This is a genomic window from Winogradskyella pacifica (assembly GCF_013403915.1).
GTDB lineage: Bacteria > Bacteroidota > Bacteroidia > Flavobacteriales > Flavobacteriaceae > Winogradskyella > Winogradskyella pacifica.
Genome location: NZ_JABFDI010000005.1, coordinates 148107 through 169530, shown reverse-complemented (window position 1 = coordinate 169530; position 21424 = coordinate 148107). Strand labels below are relative to the sequence as shown.

The window sequence follows — 21424 nt, the reverse complement described above, 5'->3', positions numbered from 1 at the left end:
AAATAAAAAAACCGTCTCTTTTACAAACGGTTTTTAAAATTAATTATTTTTGAATCAGTAATAAAACTAAAAATCAATTTAAAAACCGTGATATTAAATCGCGACTTCCAATTGTAAAAACGAGACCAACTCCTATCGAATGATACTTTCCTTTACTAAAAAAATCATCTAACTGAGAAGGCACATCAATATTGGTTTTACTTACATTATAGCCATAATCGAGGTACACCATAAAATGCCTCGCTAACTCATAATTAAGATATAATCCATAGCGATTTAACTTCGCTGAATCATGCTGCTCAGCAATATCAGATGTACTAAAACCCGTGTTTTTATAATCTAAACTGCCCTCAAAAGCAATATTAATCCCTAATCTCAATTTTTCAGCAGGTAATAATTCATAGCCAAAGTAGGCATAGTTTTCAGCAATTCTCGATTTTCTATAACTCCCTAAGCGTTCTTGATTTTTAACATCAAAATAGCTCGCACCTGTTGCAAGTCCGATAAAAAAGTGCTTATAAATATACATTTGTACTTTAAAATCAATTCCAGATTTACCCTCTAAGCCTTCACCCATAAAATTGTCACCGCTTGTAAATGGTTTGTGACCACCTACCATAATTGCAAAAAAACGTTGACGCTCTTCAGAATCGAAAAATGCATTGCTAGAACTTGTTTTAGCTACACGTCCAATAGACTCATCTTGAGCATTACCCACAGAAAAAACTAATAAAATTATTAGTGTATTAATAATTGAACGTAAAGTCATAGCTGCTTTCATTAATTGTAATAAATTCTATTATTTCTGGTTCGTCATTTATAGAATATGTAAACTCCACAACCTCACCAATCGGTACCTGCAATAGCCATTCATAATCTGGATTATCATCATTAAGCGTTTTACTTATAAATCGTTCTTGATAACAAACACTTTGTAATTCGTTTAGTGTTTCCCCTTCAAAATACTCTAAACAAAAACCTTCAACATATCTAAAACTATAGGTAATGGTGCTAGATGCACTACTTGTTTTAACAATATTATAATTAAAGTTTGCTAACCTTCTTAAGGTTATCGTTTCGAGATTATAAGTTAAATCTATCGGAGTAAAATTAAGAGTATTGGACTTATAAACATAAGTGCTGTAACTCTCATTTAATGCTATTTCAATAGCAAAATCTTCATCTTTATCATAAAATGATGTCACGAAAAACGTACCATCAGAAGCACTATAACCTTCACCTAACAGGTACGGATTTTCACCACCACTAAAATTACTTCTTCTAGTATGGACACTTACTTTCGCATCTGGAACAGGCATATTGTCTTGGTCTTTAATTGTGCCTTCAACTAAAATCCTAGTATTATCTTCTAGGTGAACCTCACAACTCAAAACCGCCGTTAAAAAAAACGGTATTAAGAAGAATTTAAATAGTAATTTCATAACATGAAGTAGATCGGTTTTAAAGTAGATGCAATTTGTAAGAAAAGGTTGCGTCACTACAATGTTAAAAAAAATAAAGCCACATCTTTCGATATGGCTTTAAAATATTTAAAAACTTAACCTTAGCTTAAAGATCAAACTTAATCCCTTGTGCTAAAGGCAATTCGTCAGAATAGTTAACCGTATTGGTTTGTCTTCTCATGTACACTTTCCATGCATCAGAGCCAGACTCACGTCCACCACCTGTTTCTTTTTCACCACCAAAGGCACCACCAATTTCAGCACCAGAAGTTCCGATGTTTACGTTTGCAATTCCACAGTCAGAACCAGCATAAGATAAAAACTTCTCTGCTTCTTTCATTTCGTTAGTCATGATGGCTGATGATAAACCTTGAGCCACACCATTTTGTTTCTCAATAGCATTTTCAACCTCACCAGAATACTTCATTAAGTATAAGATTGGAGCAAATGTTTCGTGTTGTACAATTTCGAAATGATTTTCAGCTTCGATGATTGCTGGTTTTACGTAACAACCACTTTCAAAACCTTCACCTTCTAAAACTCCACCTTCAACTAAAACGTTTCCACCTTCAGCTTTTGCTTTTTCAATAGCCGCTAAATAGGTATTCACAGAATCTTTATCGATTAATGGTCCAACGTGATTATTTTCATCTAACGGGTTACCAATTTTAATTTGTCCGTAAGCACCAACAATGGCATCTCTTACTTTATCGTAAACAGATTCGTGAATAATTAAACGACGCGTAGAAGTACAACGTTGACCACAAGTCCCCACAGCACCAAACACAGCACCAGGAACCACCACTTTTAAATCGGCAGTTGGCGTGATAATAATAGCATTGTTTCCACCTAATTCTAATAATGATTTTCCAAAACGTTCTGCAACTGTTTTACCAACAATACGTCCCATTCTTGTAGAACCTGTAGCAGATACTAAAGGCATTCTATGATCTGTAGTCATCATTTCACCTACTTTGTAGTCTCCATTAATAATACAAGAAATACCTTCTGGTAAGTTATTTTCTTTTAAAATGCCAGCAATAATATTCTGACAAGCTATTGAACATAACAATGATTTTTCAGAAGCTTTCCAAACACAAACATCACCACAAATCCAAGCTAAAGCTGTGTTCCAAGCCCAAACTGCTACTGGGAAATTAAATGCTGAAATAATACCAACAACTCCAATTGGATGCCATTGTTCTCTCATCACGTGACCAGGACGTTCTGAAGGAATGGTTTGTCCGTTTAATTGACGCGATAAACCTACAGCAAAATCACAGATGTCAATCATTTCTTGAACCTCACCGTAACCTTCTTGCAACGATTTACCCATTTCGTAAGACACTAATTTCCCTAAAGGTTCTTTTAAGTCTCTTAATTTATTACCAAACTGACGTACAATTTCGCCACGTTGTGGTGCAGGTACATCTCTCCAAGTTTTAAATGCGCTAGTTGCTGCATCCATTACTTTATCGTAATCGGCTCTTGTGGTTGTTTTTACTTTTCCTATTAATTTGCCATCTACAGGAGAGTAAGATTCTATAATTTCTCCGTTAGAAAAATTATTAGAACCTGTAGAAGATCCTTCATTTATATCTTTTACACCCAACTGTTGTAAGGCTTCTTTTATTCCGAAATCGGTAGCTACTGCTTCCATATTTGCTTATTTTTTATGAATTATTAAAATTTTATGCGAAGTTAGTAATAAATACTTAGTTAGCCGAAGTGTGGCATCTCTAAATTGAATAACATTAAGGCCTATGAGTTAGTCGAATAACAAATTAACCCTCTCTACAAAAACTATCTTAATTTCATTAACTCATTTGTGTATAATTATTAACTTTAAGACCAATTTAACAATTAACCTACGTCTAAAACTAAAAATCTAAGCGTACTTATTTAACAAGAAAGCACTTACCTTTGCTTCTTAGTCGAAACATTCAATTAAATCCATCAGCAACATGAACATCAAAAAGCACCTCCTCCTACTCCTAATTCTAGCATTTGTATGTTCTTGTAAAAAGAAGCCTGTTGAAACGGATAACATTTTTAAATTTAGAGACTATATCAGTTACACTACTTCAGGATTGGTGTCTGTTGCAGATCCTATAAAAATTACACTTTCAGATACTGTTAGTGGTTGGGAAATAGATAAAACATTACCAGCTGACCTTATTAAATTAACACCTCACGTTCAAGGACAATTAAAAGCCATGAACAATCATACACTTTTGTTTACACCAGATGAATCTTTAGAACCTGCTACAGAATATACCGTAAACGTTAAATTGGGTGCGATTTATAATACTATACCAAAGGATTTTGAAGATTATACGTTTCAATTTAAAACCATCACACCAAGTTTCAATATTACCACTCAAAACCTACAATCGTATAGTAAAGAATGGCAGTATATGTTTGCGCAATTACGATCGGCTGATGTGATTTCACTTAATGAAGCTAAAAAATTAGTCGCTGCTTCCCAGAACTCAAAATCTTTAAACTTAGTATGGAATGAAGCTAATGAAACTTCAAAATTCTTCGAGTTTAAAATAGATAGTATTAACCGTTTAGTTGAAGATAGTAAAATTGATATCACATGGGATGGATCTGCTATAAAAGCGGACAATAAAGGTGAGAACTTTATCACTATTCCTGGAAAAAATAATTTCACGATTGTGAATACAGAAGTTGTTCAGAGTCCGGAACAATTCTTATCGCTAAACTTTTCAGATCCTTTAGTAAAGCAGCAAAATTTCGCCGGATTAGTATCGCTTCAAGGCGTTAAAAATCCAAAATATATTGTTGATGGTAATGTACTAAGAGTGTATCCAGACACTAAATTGGTTGGAGATATTCAAGTCGATGTCTTTAAAGGCATTAAAAACACCGATGGTTTCAAATTAAAGAAACCGTTTTCAGAACTGTTAACTTTTGAAGAATTAAAACCTGAAGTCCGACTTATTAGCAACGGAAGTATTCTTCCAAATTCAAAAGAATTGAAATTCAATTTTGAAGCGGTTAACTTGAGTAAAGTTGATGTCAGAATCATTAAAATTTTTGAAGATAACGTCCTTCAATTTTTACAAGATTACGACCTTAATAGTGGCGACCAATATGCTATTAAAAAAGTAGGTAGACGTATTGCAAAGGAGACCATCACTTTAATTCAAGAAGAAAATCAAAACACCGGAAAATGGAAAGCTTACAGTATTGATTTATCAAAATATCTTCAAGCAGATCCTGGTGCGATTTACAGAGTGGAGTTAAGCTTTAAAAAGGAGTATTCGCTTTACGATTGTACGTCGAATGCTGAAACAACAACCATTGATGAAGATGATTACTACGGCGATTATTATGAGGAAGATTACTACGCTTCTGAAGAAAGTACTGAGGAAGAAGAAGACTTACGAGAAGAACGCTATTGGGACAATTTAACCTATAGCTACCGAAATACCAATTACCGCTGGAGAGATAGAGATAATCCTTGTACGGACTCTTATTTTAATTACGGCAATCGCGTGGTCTCTCAGAATTTAATCAGTTCAGATCTTGGAATTATTGCGAAACAAGGTGCGGATAATACTTATCTATTTGCGATAACGAATATTCTATCAACTAGTCCAGAAAGTGCTGCAAAAGTCACACTATACAATTACCAACAACAAGAATTAGCAAATGGAATTACCAATAAAGACGGTATTATAAAAATCGATGCTAAACACAGAGCTGCTTTTGCGATTGCGACTAAAGGTAGTAATGTGAGTTATATTAAATTACACGATGGTATGTCCTTATCGCTGAGTAAATTTGATGTGTCTGGTAACCGACTACAACGTGGACTTAAAGGCTACATCTACGCAGAACGTGGTGTTTGGCGACCAGGAGATAGTTTGTTTTTAACGTTTATGTTGAATGATGTTGCAAACAAACTACCAAAGCGTCATCCTGTAAAATTAGAAATCACAGATCCTGTTGGAAAATTAGTGTACAGAAAAATCTCTATAGATAACCTTAATAATTTCTATGATTTCACGGTGCCAACCTCAACAGACTATAAAACCGGAAATTATAATGCGAAGGTTTCTGTTGGAGGAGCAACATTTTCTAAAGGTTTAAAAATTGAAACCGTAAAACCAAACCGATTAAAAATTAAAATCGATTTTGAAAATGATATTTTAACCAACGACAAACCGCTTCAAGGAGATTTAAATGTGACGTGGTTACATGGCGCACCAGCAAAGAACTTAAAAGCGGAAATAAAAGCAAAATTCACATCAACTTATACAAGTTTTAAAGGCTATAAAGATTACGTTTTTAACGACCCTACACGAACATTCAGTTCTGAAGAAACCAATGTTTTTGAAGGTAATTTAGATGAAGAAGGTCATGCTACAATTGACGCTAAATTAAATATCGGTAAAAATGCTCCTGGTATGTTAACGGCTCAATTTTTAGTGCGAGCGTTTGAAAACGGAGGTGATTTTTCACTAGATGCTTTCACCATGCCTTATGCACCTTACGAAAGTTTTGTTGGGTTACAATCACCAAAAGGCAACAATTATGGTTCCTACTTTACAGATGAAAACCACACGTTTGATGTGGCTACAGTTACAGCTGAAGGACAACCTATTCAACGTAAAAATCTAGAAGTAAAGGTTTATAAAGTCGAATGGCGCTGGTGGTGGAATTCCTCTTACGATAACTTATCGAGTTACGTATCGAGCAATTATCACAGACCTGTTCAGTCCTTTTCTGTGAATACAGATGCCAACGGAAAAGCAAATTTTAAACTTAAAATCCCTGAAGACGAACGCGGACGCTACTTAATTAGAGTGGTAGATCCTGTAAGCGGACATGCTACAGGTAGAACGGCTTATTTCTATAAAAACTGGTGGTCATCAAATCCTTCGAACGATAAGGAAGCGGCTAAAATGTTAGTATTTTCAACCGATAAAGAAAATTATAATGTTGGTGACACGGCAAAATTAACCTTCCCTTCAGGATCTGAAGGTCGGGCTCTAGTAAGTATAGAAAATGGTTCAGAAGTGCTACAACACCAATGGGTAAAAACTAAGCCAGGTGAAACGACTGTGGATATTCCTGTAACTTCAGCAATGGCACCAAATGTGTTTATTAATATTTCGTTATTACAACCGCATGCTATTACCTCTAACGATTTACCAATTCGTTTGTATGGTGTGATTCCTATGATGGTTGAGGATCCTTCGACAAAATTAGAGCCACAAATTAAAATGCCAGATGTGATTCAGCCTGAGCAATCTTACGAGATAAAAGTATCTGAAAAGCATAACAAATCTATGACCTATACTATTGCCGTTGTAGAAGAAGGCTTGTTAGATTTAACGCGTTTTAAAACACCAAATGCTTGGGATAGTTTCTATGCACGTGAAGCTTTAGGTGTAAAAACTTGGGATATTTTTGATGATGTTATTGGAGCGTATTCTGGAAGTATTGACCAAGTCTTCGCTATTGGTGGAGATGGAAGTGCTGCTGCTGGAAAAAACAAGAAAGCCAACCGTTTTAAACCTGTGGTGACGTATTTAGGGCCTTTCCTATTGGATAAAGGACAAACAAAAACGCATCAGCTAAAAATGCCAAATTATATTGGTGCGGTTAGAGCTATGGTTGTAGCAGGTAATAATGCCACAGAAGCTTATGGAAGTGCCGAGAAATCGGTTCAGGTTAAAAAACCATTAATGGTGTTAGCAACTTTACCACGCAAATTGAGTCCTGGTGAAAAAGTAACACTTCCCGTGACGGTTTTTGCCATGGAAGACAAAGTGAAAAACGTCAACCTATCCTTAAAATTAAGTGATGGTATTGTCGTAAAAGGCGACACTTCCCAATCGATAAGATTCGATAAACCAGATGAAAAAATGGTCTATTTTGAATTGGATGTTACCAAAGCAAAAGGCATCAATACCATTGAAGTCATCGCTACAGGAAACGGTGAAAAATCAACCTATAAAGTTGAAATTGATGTAGAGAATCCTAATCCGTTCACATCGCGTGTTATTGATAATGAATTAGAGGCAAATACCAAACAAACAATAGATATCACAACCTTTGGTGTTGTAGGAACAAATTCAGCAACGGTAGAATTTTCAACCTTGCCACCAATGGACTTTACAGGTAGATTGCAATATTTAATCCGCTATCCGCATGGCTGTTTAGAACAAACTACATCTGGTGTGTTCCCGCAACTATTCTTAGCTGATATATTTGATTTAACGGCTCAGAAGAAAAAAGAAGTCCAAAGTAATATTGAAAGTGGTATTAAACGTTTAGGCAATTTCCAACAACCTAATGGCGGCATGAGCTATTGGATGGGAGAAAACACCGCTAATGATTGGAGTACAAGTTATGCTGGTCACTTTATGATTGAAGCTGAGAAAAAAGGCTTTGTATTGCCATTAACGTTTAAGAGCAACTGGATTGCTTACCAACAACAAGCCTCTAGAAATTGGAGACCTAGCTACCGTGTTTATCATTCCGATTTGGCACAAGCCTATCGCTTATACACCTTAGCTTTAGCTGGTAGCCCAGATTTAGCAAGCATGAATAGATTGCGTGAGTTTGAAGAACTATCTAACGAAGCCAAATGGAGATTAGCAGCAGCATATGCTTTAGCAGGACAACAAGAAGCGAGTGATGCGATTTCTAAAACAGCAAACATCAATTTTCAACCGTCTAAATCTAATTATTACACCTATGGTTCAGTAGATCGAAATAGAGCTATGGCTTTAGAAACGATGATTATTACGGGCAACCCAAAAGCTAGAGATTTAGCAAAAACCATTGCTAAAGACTTATCAAGCAATAATTGGATGAGTACGCAAACGACAGCTTATAGTTTATTAGCCATGGGGAAAATGGTTGTTAAAAATGGTGGTAAAGATTTAAAACTGACTTATAGTATTAATGGTAAATCAGAAACTATAGATACTAAAAATGCCATTGCGCAACGCAGTATTCCTATTAATGATGGTACCAATCAACTTACCATTACGAACGCAAAAGACAATTTGGTTTATGTGAGAGTACTAAATTCTGGTAAATTGAAATTAGGCGAAGAATTAGCTGAGCAACGTGGCTTTACTATTTCAACTGTATACAAAGATTTACAAGGCAACAAAATTGATATTAAAACGCTTCAACAAGGACAAGATTTTGTAGCGACGGTAAGTATTTCCAACTTAACTAATGACTATGTACACGATGTGGCTTTAACGCAAATTTTCCCTTCAGGTTGGGATATTGTCAATACAAGATTTACAGCCTTTGGAGATACCACAGTAAGTCAAGCGAGATACACAGACATTAGAGATGACAGAGTGAATTTCTATTTCGATATGAATCCTAAAGGCAAACATGGTACCAAAACGTTCACCGTATTGCTGAATGCCTCTTACCTAGGCACCTATTATTTACCAGGCTCACAAGCTGAAGCCATGTATGATAATGACTATTTGGTGAGAAACAAAGGAGAATGGATCACTGTTGAGAAGTAGCACAACAAATTCCTGCGCAGGCAGGAATCTCATGATATGAAAAAACTGATTTTAAATAGCACTCTATTCCTAAGCTTAATCATTTTTACAAGTTGTAAGACTGATAATGTTGAAGGAATCATTTTAGAGAAAACTTTGGTTGTTCATCAAGATTATTCTAAAAACAGAAAAATGGCTTCTTTTATAAAGTCATCGTTGAATAAGGATTCTGAAGCTTTTAAACAATTGATTCATTTCCCAACGGGTGGTGGTGAGAGCTCATATAATTTAGGGTATGTAATTACTCAAATTATATATAGGCTAAGTGAAGATGAAATCATTGAAATGACAAAAAATTATGATAATGTAAATTTAAATTATTTACATAGTATGATTGGAGTAGGCTTAGAATATGGTGATAATGATTATGATGGAAAAATGGATGAGACATACTTTAAAGACGAATTCCCTAAGCTATTTAAATATATAAATGAAAAAACAAAAAACTAGATACTGAATCAAGTTCAGCATAAACTAAATACTCGCCGTCCGGAAGGCAAGAATCCTAGAAACAAAACCGCTAAAATGTTTAACCTTAAATCACAAAATTATGAGAAATTTAAAGCAGATTTTAGCGATCGGAATGCTCTTCACTGTCGCATTAGTAACAGCACAACAAAATGCTTACGTAGCAGCAGAAAGCGGATTATCCCTTAGAGATCAGCCCGATGTAAGCGGTAAAATGCTAAGCAAATTAGCCTATGGAGAGGCCATTGGAGTTCTTGAAAAAACAGACAAAAAATTAGTCGTGCTCGATGGTGGAAAAAAAGTAAGTGGAGAATGGGTAAAAGTTGAAACTCGAAACCATATTGGTTATGTGTTTAATGGCTACTTATCTTCAACAAAAATTTCTAAAACCATCCGATTGGATTTGGATAAATTGAATGTTGAAATTAAAAATTTAGCCACAAGTGACTACAAAAGGACTCACAATCTAAAACAGCAAGATTCCATAACAATCAATGTCGATAGTGGAGCTTCACCTGAAAAAAAACAAATTGTTTTGGTTGATAATGATTATAAGCATGTGAGTATTTTTCAGCGTTACGAAAACAGCATTTCATTTATGAGCGTCGATAAGAAATGTGATGCCAATGACTGGAAACATTTTGATTCGGAATGGAGGCCACTAAAACAAACGAGATCTAACACTTTTGAAACTTTAGCGTATTCTGAAAATGATTGGAAACAATTTATTGACACTTCCGTTGAGGATTTAAAAACTGAAGTTATTGACCAATGTGGAGCAGATTGGTTAGACTATTTTAAGACGATAAAAAACGTGAAGGATTATCCTATTGGAGTTTCAACAAATCGTGTTTTTCTTAAAATCATATTGACCGATTTTGAAGATAATATCACTGAAAAAATAATTGAGTTTGATATGCCTAAAGGCTGTTAACCAGAAATAACAAAACCTAACAGGTTTTTGAAACCTGTTAGGTTTAATTTTTAAAAATCATGAATAATTTTAAACCCTACTACGCTGTTATTTTCACCTCAACGCAATCAGAAGTTACTGAAGGCTATCCCGAAATGGCAGAAACAATGGAAAACCTAGCTAAACAACAAGAAGGTTATTTAGGTATCGATTCCGCTAGAAATGACAATTCGATTACGCTAAGTGGAGCAGTCGGTATTACTGTAAGTTATTGGGAAAGCATAGAAGCCATTAAAAGTTGGAAAGCTAATACTGAGCATTTACTCGCGCAACAAAAAGGACGCGAACAATGGTACAATTGGTATAATGTGAGGATCTGTAAAGTTGAAAGAGAATATGAATTTAAGCTAGATTAAAAATCTACTTATCGTTTTAAAGCAAAGTGAGCTCTAAACTCTTTACGAACACCACTACTAGGCTCGTCGTACTCTACTGTAAACCAATAGTCGCTTGTCGGCATCGCATTACCGTTGAATGTTCCGTTCCAATCCTCTCCATCAGGACTTAGTTGCTTTAATAACTTGCCGTAACGGTCAAATATGTAAATTATAGCATTACTACCAATACCTTCAATATTCCAAGTCTCATTATTACCATCTCCATTTGGAGTAAAATACAGCGGGTAATCGATAATAAACTTTGATGTTACTGTTAAGCCACAGCCATTCTTATCTCTTGCCGTGATTTCATGGTCTCCAGCTGATACGTTCGTAAATGTTCCTTCATCTTGCCAAGGCCCTCCGTCTAAACTGTATTCGTAAACACCAATTCCTATAGCTAAAGCTTCTAAAACATGATTATCGGCAAAGGCTTGTGTTACTAGTTCTATAGTTAAACTTGGTGGTTCACTTTCTATCACTAATGTCGAATCTTCATTTTCACAACCTGTGACTATATTCGTTATATATACAGCATAAGTTCCGCCTTCAGTTGGCATAATACTAGATCCTGTTTGGCTTATAAGTGCACCTTCATAAGTCCATATAAAACTATAATCTACTGTAGACAAACCTGTGTCAATTACTAATGGTTCTAATATTTCTGTTCCATTCGTATTTAAACACAATGTATAATTCTCTTCTAAATTAAATTCTGGTAATGGATTTACTTGTAACGTCAATTCGGCCACTTCATAACAGATTGATGTGTCATTTCCTGTTGTATCAAGTGTGTCATTATCTACTCTTGCATAAATCACTTGTGGATTAACGCTATTTTCATACAATGTTGGTAATGGGTTTACATTTAAGTCTGCATCTTCTTGTGTCGCGAAATACGTCACGATATAATTCAGTGGATCTTGCCCGTCTAATACTTCTGGATCTCTCGTGGTTAAATTAAATTGAGCACTATCATTAGCTGGATTACCATCGGTTTCCATATTGTCATCACAGGTTTCGTACATAATGGGCTCCAAATTTGGATTAGCCTGAGCTGCTTCTTGTACTTCAATATTAAAACTTTGTGTGCTGATTGAACAACCCGTAATAGTGTTGGTGATGGTTACAAAGATTTGTTGTGGATTACTAAGATTCGTATATAAACCTGCAACTCCATTAATTCCTGCCTCGGCATCCGCTAGGTTTTCATGGTAACTCACTATAAACTGTGTTGGGTCTTGACCGTTTAAAACTTCTTCGTCTTTAGTTGTTAAGTCAAAATTATCAAAGCCATCGGTAAATAATTCACATTGTATAAAGTCGGTTACCGCAACCACTGTTGGTAGAGGATGCACTACAATAGTAAAATCTACTAAGGCATAGCAACCAGTAGCATCCTTAGTCACCCTAACATAGATTTCTTGCTCAGATGCTTCTATATTTGTGTATTGTGTTGGATCTGGTATTGCATTTGTTCCTGAATCAGCATCGTCTGCACTCTCATAATATGTAACAGTAACTCCAGCTTCTCCGTTACGGATTAGGATTTCGTTTTCCGTGAGATCAAATAGCTCTACACCATCTCCTGTATTGATGTCATCACACAATTCTATATTTGGTAACAAACTGCTTTCTGTAGGAGTTGGATTAGGTAATACTCTTATTGTTAAAGTTACAAAATCTACACAACCCGTATTTGTATCGGTAACCACTGCATAAAGCGTCTGTGGATTTGCTACTTGTCCATTTACAGACCTATTGTTATAATTTGTTGGGTCTGGTATCGCATTCTCTTGAGCTTGCGCATCTGTATTCGTTTCATAATAAGCCACTGACCAACTCGTATTCCCACCTGTTATTTCTGCGTTTTTTACCGTAAGGTCAAATGCTGTTATTTCATCACCAGGCACCTCACCTAAGTCATCACATTCACTTAATTGCGTCGGTTGTATTGCTTCTGGTGGTAATGCTACAATCAATTCAAATTGCCCTGTATCATAACATCCTGTAATAGGATCGTATAAACGTACGTAAATAGTTTGAGGATTACCCGTATTCGTATAGTTTACAATATTGATGATTGGATTAGTTCCCGTTTCAGCATTGACAGCACTTATATGATAGGTTAAAATCACATTTAGCGGATCTTGACCATTAAGGATTTCTTCATCTTTAGTCGTGAGATCAAATTGAGCTAAACCATCATTATTACTATCACAGATTGTATATGCTTCTAGATTTACGGGCACTTCTGGTGCTGGGTTTACAATAAGCTCTAGCGCATTCTGAGTAAGACTATAACAACCTGTTAACGTATTCTCTGAACGTACATAAATTAATTGATTATGAGCTACAATATTATTATACAAGCCGACAATAGCATTACTTCCCGTCTCTGCATCATTCTGTGTTTCGTGATACGTAATTACAACATCAGATTCACCATTTGTAATTTCTACCGTACGGATTTCTAAATCAAACTGACCAAAACCGTCATTGTCAACATCACATATTTCTATTGAATCTGGATTTGGCTCTGGTGATGGTATTGGGTTAACTCTAAGGGTTAATGTGACGGTATTGTAACAACCTGTAATATCATTTTGTGCTCTCACAAAAATGGTTTGCGCATTACTTGTGTTTACATACGGACTTACAATTGGGTTTGTCGCATTGTCTGCATCCAATTGAGTCTCATAATGCGTTAGCGTTATACCTGTTTGACCATTAAGCACCTCATCATTAGCATCTTCTAAAATAAAACCTTCTTGTTCATCTCCTGAATTATTAACATCACATAATTCTAATGGTGCTGGTGTTACTAATACGGGTAATGGGTTAACGATTAACTCTAAACTTGTTATTTTATAACAGCCTTCTACCGTTGTATTGTCTTCTACGCGGATCCAAATTATTTGGTTAAAATCATCTGTATTGATGTAAGCTAATGGATTTGTAATTGCACTATTCGCTATTTCCGCATTGGCTTCTGTTTCATAATAGCTAACGATATATTGTGCTGGATCTTGGCCATTCAACAACTCTGATGCTTTGCTCGTTAAATCAAATGTTGCAAATCCGTCAGCAGATAAATCATCACACACTTCTAATGCTGTTGGAGCAATGAGCTGAGGTGTTGGCTCAACGATTAACTCTAACAAAATTATAGTCGCACAGTCGGTAGCTATAGTTGAACTTTCTACTCTTACATAAAGGATTTGAGCATTTTGCACAATATTATTATAGCTTACCGTAGTGTCTATAGCATCCACACCAATATCAGCATTGGTCTGTGTCTCGTGATACGTTACCGTAAGACCTGAAGAAACACCTCCAGTGATTTCATCATTGACATCCGTAAGCGTAAACAAACCATAACCATCATTATCTGGATCACAATATATTAAAGCTTGTGGTGTATTAGCAATTGGTGCTTGTTGCACTAATAATTCTAAAGTTGTAATTGCATAGCAACCTGTATTGACATCCTTAACTTTTGCAAAGATAATTTGACCGTTGCTAGTGTTAGTATAAAGTGTTGGCAATACATTTGTTTCAGCTTCAGCTTCTGCGAACGTCTCGTAATAACTTATAGAATAGTTAGGATTACTCCCTGTGATTTCTGCATTTTTTAAACTTAAATCTATTACTGTAAGTCCATCTGGTGTACCATCGTCACAAACTTCTAATGGAGTTGGTGCGATAGGTGTTACAGCCGAATACACTGTAACTGATTGTGTACTTGTTGAAGGACAAACACCACTTGTTGTATATTCAATAGTATAAGTTGCATCTGAGGCTCCTCCAGTAATAAGGCCAGTATTTGTATCGATTGAAGCTCCATCCGTTGGCATTGGATTAAAGAAGAAACTACCTCCTGAATTTCCTGTAATAGTAGATGCGCCACCATCACATGTTGGAGTTATTGAAAATGAAGCATCATCCGCAACTAATACATTAAATGTTTCCGTTTTGGTGTCCGAACACAATCCAGGTGTTACATATTCAATAGTATAACTCGTTCCTGATGTTCCGTTAGTAACTGTTCCCGTATTAGAATCTATGGTTGCTCCGTCTGAAGGCGAAGGATTAAAACTAAAAGTTCCACCTAAGGTATCATTAATAATAACTGTAGCGCCATCACAAGTGGCCGTAATATTAAAAGAAGCAATATCTTGGGTCAAAATATCACCGTTCACAGCTGTTCTCGTTGCAGAAATACAACCTGTAATTGGATCTGTTGCTTGTGCGTAATAAGTTCCTGATGTATCCACAACCAAGGTTGTGCTGTTAGATACTAATAAGTTTCCTGCAGTTGCCGTATCAAACCAATCTACAATAATTCCACTTGGCACTATCACAGATAATGTGGCTTCAACTGAATTACAACCTGAATTAGCATCACCATCACTAATCGGTGCCTCTGGTAAAACAGTAGATGTCGTAACACCAACTCTTGTTAACGATATACAACCTGTTACTGTATTTACAGCCTCAGCGTAATATGTTCCTTCCATTGCAGTGAGATACGAAACACTATCTGATTGCAATAAAGCACCACCCGTTGGCGCATCATACCAATTTACAACAATCCCACTTGGAACTGTAACTGAAAGCGTTGCATCATTCGCTATACAACTAAAATTAACATCACCATCACTAACTGGAGTTGCAGGAAAAGTAGCGCCCGAAGCATTAACAGGCACTCTTGTTATAGACACACATCCTGTAATTGCATCAACAGACTCCGCATAGTAAATTCCTGGAGCTGTTGCTAAATATGATTCAGAATTTGATTGCACCAAAGTACCACCTGCAGCGGCATCATACCAATTAATATTTATGCCACTTACAGCCGCAACAGATAGAGTTGCTTGGCTACTAATGCAATCGAAATCAACATCTCCATTACTAACAGGAGCTATAGGATTTGGATTAATAAATACTTCATATACATCTGAAAATGTATTACAATCTAAATTATTAATATTGGTAGCATATTCAGCAACTTTCGTTCTGTAATAAGTTCTCGTGGTAATTCCTGAGATAGAAATAGAGGCATTTGTCTCACCAGCAACATCTGTCCAATTTACACCATCAGTACTGACTTGCCATTGGTAAAAATGATTACTAAATACTGTAAAATCTGGTATTGCCGTAATAACATCAGAATACGGTGTTTCTGAATTACAAATAGAAGCTGAATTATTATTACTAGTATCTTCGACAGCAATTAAATCCCCACAACTTTTAAATACAATATCATCAATAGCTAAATCATTACCACAACCACCAGCTCCATTATTAATCATTTTGAGTATAACCGACGTCTGCCCTGGTAAGGTTTGAAAGACCAATCCATACTGCTCCCATGTTGGTGTAACTTCACTATATATATCTCCTGTATCACCATATGCTAATAAATTAGTATTGGTATTATCCCAAATTTCGAATTGTACATTTACAGGTATTCCATTACCACCACAGCCAGAGAGCGGTAATATGTTCATTAACCATGATGAAAATTCGTAAGTTGTATTTTCACATAAACCATCAATAGGTGTGGTGTAAAATTCTCCTGTAGTAAAACTCGCATTTACAATTAATGCTTTTCCATTAACATCACCTGTATGGTCACTAGGCATACTCCAACCATAATGAGATGTTTGCGGCCCAATTGTATATTGACCATCTTGAGGTCCTGGGTATCCGACAAAAGTATAAGTCGTTGTGCCAACTGGCAATTGCGGAATATAACTGGTACCTGTTCCAAAATCTTCTACAAATATCGGATCACCAGAATTTCCTTGACAAAATCCTAATTGCGCATGCACTTCTTTTGTAAAAAAAGAAACACAAAAAATTATGATTATTTTAAGATTGAATAAATTGTTTCTCACGTTCAAATATATATATAAGTTTGTATAATAATTTTGGCTTTTAGCCGAAAAAGGCCCAAAAACCACATATGTATAGGTCATGTATAGTTTAATTAAGCACTTTAAGAAAAATAAAATTACGTTTGTAGTGCTCTTTGTGCTTCTAATTGTCTATTATTTCTGTTTACCGAAGAAATTATTTAAAGATCCTACGGCTACAATTATTACAAGCCAATCAAATGAACTGTTAGGAGCCTTAATTGCAGATGATGGTCAATGGAGATTTCCTGCCAATAATACTGTTCCAGAAAAATTTAAAACGTGTATTCTTCAGTTTGAAGATGAATACTTTTACCAACATCCTGGATTTAATCCTGTTTCAATTTTTAAAGCTTTAAAAGACAATTTAAGTTCTGGTAGCGTCAAACGAGGAGGAAGCACATTAACACAGCAAGTCATTCGACTCTCTAGAAAAGGACAATCGCGCACCTATTTTGAAAAACTAAAAGAACTTATTCTGGCGACACGTTTAGAGTTCAGATTATCTAAAGATGACATTTTGAACCTCTACGCGAGTCATGCTCCATTTGGCGGAAATGTTGTTGGTATCGACGCGGCATCTTGGCGTTATTTTAATAGAAATGCCTCTAACCTATCGTGGGCAGAAAGTGCCACTTTAGCTGTATTACCCAATGCTCCAAGCTTAATTTACCCAGGAAAAAATCAAGAACGGTTGTTAGAGAAACGAAATCGATTATTAAAAAAATTGTTTAAAAATGGAACCATAGATGAATTAACCTATGAATTATCGATAGCAGAAAACCTACCACAAAAACCATATCCGCTACCACAAATCGCTCCACATTTACTTCAAAAAGTAGCTAAAACAAATAGAGGGGAGCGCATAAAAACGACGATTAGTATTGAACTTCAAGAACAAACAAATGCCCTTGTAAAGCAACATTACGATCTCTTAAAGCAAAATGAAATTCATAATCTTTCCGTTTTAGTTTTAGATGTAAAAACAAGAGAGGTACTCACCTATATTGGAAATTCCCCAACAGATAAAACCCACCAAAATAGTGTAGATATTATTGACAAGCCCAGAAGTACAGGTAGTATTTTAAAGCCCTTTTTATATGCTGCCATGCTTGATGCTGGAGATTTACTACCAAATACTTTAGTGGCAGATGTGCCTACACAATTTGGAAGTTACCAACCTGAAAATTACAATCAAACTTACGACGGAGCTGTAAAAGCCAACGAAGCATTATCGCGATCACTGAATGTGCCTATGGTTAGAATGCTTCAAGAATTTGGATTAGATCGGTTTTATCATTACCTCAAAGCACTTCAACTTAAAGATTTAAAATATAATGCCAATCATTACGGGTTATCTTTAATATTGGGAGGTGCAGAAAGCAACCTATGGGATTTGTGTAAAAGTTATGCTAGTATGGCATCGACTTTAAATCATTTTAATAGCAACTCTAGTCAATATTTTACAAATGAATTTTCTCAACCTATTTACAATTCTAATGAAACTGTTGACTTCGGAAAATTAACATCTGAGAAAGGGGTTTTTGATGCTGCTTCTATTTTTTTAACTTTTGAAAGCATGAAACAAGTGAACCGACCAGAAAGTGATGAAAGTTGGAATTACTATGATTCTTCGCAAGAAATTGCATGGAAAACAGGAACAAGTTTTGGCTTTAGAGATGCTTGGGCAATTGGCACAACAAAGGATTATGTCGTTGGTGTTTGGGCAGGAAATGCCGATGGCGAAGGGCGACCAGGCTTAGTTGGCGTGCAAACAGCTGCACCAATTATGTTTGATGTTTTTGATTTATTACCTAAAAGTGATTGGTTTGCTAAGCCTTATGATGAAATGCTTGAAGTGAGTATTTGCAAAAAAAGTGGCTATAGAGCGTCACCAGTTTGTGATGTTACAGAACTAAAATATATACAGACAAGTGGAAAAAAAACAGAACCTTGCCCGTTTCATAAATTAGTACACGTGAATGCTTCAGGACACTATCAGGTCAACTCATCTTGCGAAGACATTTCAAATATTACAAATACATCTTGGTTTGTTTTGCCTCCGCTTCAAGCTTACTATTTCAAGAATAAAAATCCGTTTTACAAACCATTACCTCCATTTAGAATAGATTGTACTGAATCTTCAGGAATTAGTATGGAATTCATTTACCCCAACCAACAAAGTACTATTTATTTACCTAAAGGTTTTGATGGCAAAACTAATGAGTTCATATTAAAAGTCGCACATTCTAAACCAGAACTAGAAATCCATTGGTATATAGACAGTAACTATATTGGCAGTACTAAAGACATACATGATTTAGCTGTTTTGCCTGAACCAGGTAAACATATTATTACCATTGTAGATGAATTAGGGAATGAACTAAAACATCATATTACAGTTTCAGAATAAGATATAGCTTATACTATTATCTGTTAATATAAATCCAACCACTATGTTGTTTTGCACCTCCATCGTAAATCATAGTGTAGAAATAAGTACCTACAGGTAACTCGTCACCATTGTTAGTTTGACCTTCCCATTCGTCCTTATAGTTATTTTTTGAATAAACTAAAGTTCCATTTCTATTGAAGATTTCTATTTTTGAAACATCAAAATTACTGAGATCAAAGTTATCGTTTTGCCCTGGGGAAACACCTGGTGATATACCTTGAGGTATAAAACAATCTTGAGGCCCCGAGTCTACAGAAATACTTACCGCTGTTCTAAAATCTGAAATACATCCTGTAAGATCATTAACGGCTTCTGCATAATATATTTCTTGATCGCTCACCTCATATATTGTGCTATTTGCAAGTACTAAAATTCCTCCTATTTCTGAATCGTACCAATTTACAGTAATCCCTGATGGTACACTAACCGACAATATGGCTCCTTGAGCGACACAATCGTAATCAACATCACCATTACTTATAGGTTCATTTGGTGCAAATACACTTGTACCGACTGCTGTTCTAGCACTAGAAACACAACCTGTAATATCATCTACTGCTTCCGCATAAAAGGTTCCTTCTAAAGTGGTCGTATAATTAAGACTATTAGCCAATAAAAGGTTTCCTCCTACAGCATTATCATACCAATTTACAGTCACTCCTGCTGGAGCAGAAACGGATAAAGTAGCTTCATTAAAATTACAATTGAAATCTTCATCACCATTACTAATCGGTGGTTCTGGCACAGCACTTAATGCGATTACCGCTGTTCTGGATGTAGAAACACATCCGGTTAAAGTATCTACAGCTTCAGCATAATAAGTACCTAAAGCTGTTGCTGTATAATTAAGACTATTTGCTTGTAAAAGGTTTCCAGCTACAGCATTATCATACCAATTAACTTCTATATTTGACGGCACTGTAACAGATAGTTGTGCTTCGCTTGTATTACAAATAAAAGGCATATCTCCACTACTTGTAGGTGCATCTGGATTTGCATTTACTGTTATCTCAAAAACGTCAGAGAACAATAAACATTGATCATTATTTAAATTAGTTGCTATTTCAGCAATCTTAGTTCTATAAAATGATGATGCTGTTACTGATGCCACAAGCGTTTGATTTGTTTCACCTGCAATGTCGGTCCATGTCACACCATCGTTACTTTGTTGCCACTGGTAAAAATGAGAAGTAAATACAGCATAATCTGGAGTGGCTGTTAAGGCTAATGAAAAAGGTGTATCGCTATTACAAATATCAGCAGACGTGTTATCTACTTCATCTGTAACAACTACAATATCTCCACAAGTTTTAAGCTCTATATCATCGATAGCTAAATCATTACCACAACCACCATCACCATTGTTAATCATTTTTAGAATTACTTCATCTTGCCCCGCTAAGGTTTGAAATACTAAACCGTACTGTTCCCATGTAGGATCTGCCGCACCATAAACATCACCTGTATCTCCACTTGCTAATAAATTAGTATCCGTACTATCCCAAATTTGAAAACGAACATCAAAAGGAATCTCTATACCTAAATCATGACAGAAGCCTGGTATTTTAACTAAATTAAGTAACCATGCTGAAAACTCATAAGTCGTAGCCTCACACAACCCTGTAATCGTTGTTCTATAAAATTCACCGGCACTGAAGCCCGCATTTACCATTAAAAATTTCCCGTCGGTATCATTAGGCGTATGATCCTCAACCTGATGCCAATCAAAACCATTTCCAAAAGAACCATTACCTAGTGTATAAAATCCATCATCAGGAAATCCATCTGTATAATAATAAGTTGTTGTGCCTTCTGGTAAGACTGAATTAATTGTGCCCGTCCCAAAGTCTTCGGAAAAAATAGGATCACCTGAGCTTCCTGTACAAAAACCTAATTGTGCATTCGCTTCATTTGAAAAAGAAAAAACACATAAAATAATAACTACTTTAAGACTTAAGAATTTGTTTAGCATGTTCATAGAATTTGATTAACAGTATACATTAAAAATGGTTTAACCCGTTCAAATATATATATAACCTTGTGCAATAATTATAGCTTTTCGGCAAAAAGAACCCTGAAAACCCCTTTTGTATAGTTCATGTATAGTTAACATAACGTTAAATTTATTATTTTAAAAAAAACGGATGGGAACTTGTTGAAATGTTTGCCAAATTTTAAAGCAATCCGTTT

10 protein-coding genes are annotated in these 21424 nt (G+C 35.6%); 5 read left to right on the top strand and 5 right to left on the bottom strand.

Annotated elements, in window-relative coordinates:
• Positions 1-73: 73 nt before the first annotated feature.
• The 3 genes from HM984_RS06580 to amaB all read right to left on the bottom strand — a co-directional run bounded on the left by HM984_RS06580 (position 74) and on the right by amaB (position 3123).
• Complete coding sequence (locus HM984_RS06580; RefSeq protein ID WP_179348581.1) at positions 74-769, bottom strand: outer membrane beta-barrel protein; 696 nt, start codon at positions 767-769, stop codon at positions 74-76.
• The gene (locus HM984_RS06575; protein WP_179348580.1) at positions 747-1442 is read right to left on the bottom strand and encodes a hypothetical protein; all 696 of its coding nucleotides are present in this window, start codon (positions 1440-1442) and stop codon (positions 747-749) included. The genes HM984_RS06580 and HM984_RS06575 overlap by 23 nt, the downstream gene beginning before the upstream one ends.
• Positions 1443-1569: 127 nt before the next feature.
• Positions 1570-3123 (bottom strand): L-piperidine-6-carboxylate dehydrogenase, encoded by a 1554-nt coding sequence (gene amaB / locus HM984_RS06570; protein WP_020895597.1) that lies wholly within the window; start codon positions 3121-3123, stop codon positions 1570-1572.
• Between the two features lie 304 nt (positions 3124-3427).
• Between amaB and HM984_RS06565 the strand changes: the two genes are divergently transcribed.
• The 4 genes from HM984_RS06565 to HM984_RS06550 all read left to right on the top strand — a co-directional run bounded on the left by HM984_RS06565 (position 3428) and on the right by HM984_RS06550 (position 10837).
• Entirely contained in the window at positions 3428-9001 is a 5574-nt protein-coding gene (locus HM984_RS06565) for an Ig-like domain-containing alpha-2-macroglobulin family protein (protein WP_179348579.1), read from the top strand.
• A 36-nt stretch (positions 9002-9037) separates the two neighbouring features.
• Entirely contained in the window at positions 9038-9490 is a 453-nt protein-coding gene (locus tag HM984_RS06560; RefSeq protein ID WP_179348578.1) for a hypothetical protein, read from the top strand.
• A gap of 100 nt (positions 9491-9590) precedes the next feature.
• Entirely contained in the window at positions 9591-10442 is an 852-nt protein-coding gene (locus tag HM984_RS06555) for an SH3 domain-containing protein (protein ID WP_179348577.1), read from the top strand.
• Positions 10443-10501: 59 nt separating this feature from the next.
• Positions 10502-10837 carry an antibiotic biosynthesis monooxygenase family protein gene (locus HM984_RS06550; RefSeq protein ID WP_179348576.1) on the top strand — a complete coding sequence of 112 codons (336 nt, stop codon included), beginning with the start codon at positions 10502-10504 and terminating at the stop codon, positions 10835-10837.
• Positions 10838-10845: 8 nt separating this feature from the next.
• Here the strand turns inward: HM984_RS06550 and HM984_RS06545 are convergent, their stop codons facing one another.
• A complete protein-coding gene (locus HM984_RS06545) occupies positions 10846-16695 on the bottom strand; it encodes an FIDD domain-containing protein (RefSeq protein ID WP_371312131.1) in 5850 nt (1949 codons plus the stop codon).
• Positions 16696-16840: 145 nt separating this feature from the next.
• On the opposite strand from HM984_RS06545, the gene pbpC reads away from it, so the two are divergent.
• Positions 16841-19192 carry a penicillin-binding protein 1C gene (gene pbpC / locus HM984_RS06540; protein ID WP_179348574.1) on the top strand — a complete coding sequence of 784 codons (2352 nt, stop codon included), beginning with the start codon at positions 16841-16843 and terminating at the stop codon, positions 19190-19192.
• A 16-nt stretch (positions 19193-19208) separates the two neighbouring features.
• On the opposite strand, the gene HM984_RS06535 is transcribed toward pbpC, so the two are convergent.
• Positions 19209-21206, bottom strand: coding sequence for a T9SS type B sorting domain-containing protein (locus tag HM984_RS06535; RefSeq protein ID WP_179348573.1), 1998 nt, complete (start codon positions 21204-21206; stop codon positions 19209-19211).
• Between the last annotated feature and the right edge of the window lie 218 nt (positions 21207-21424).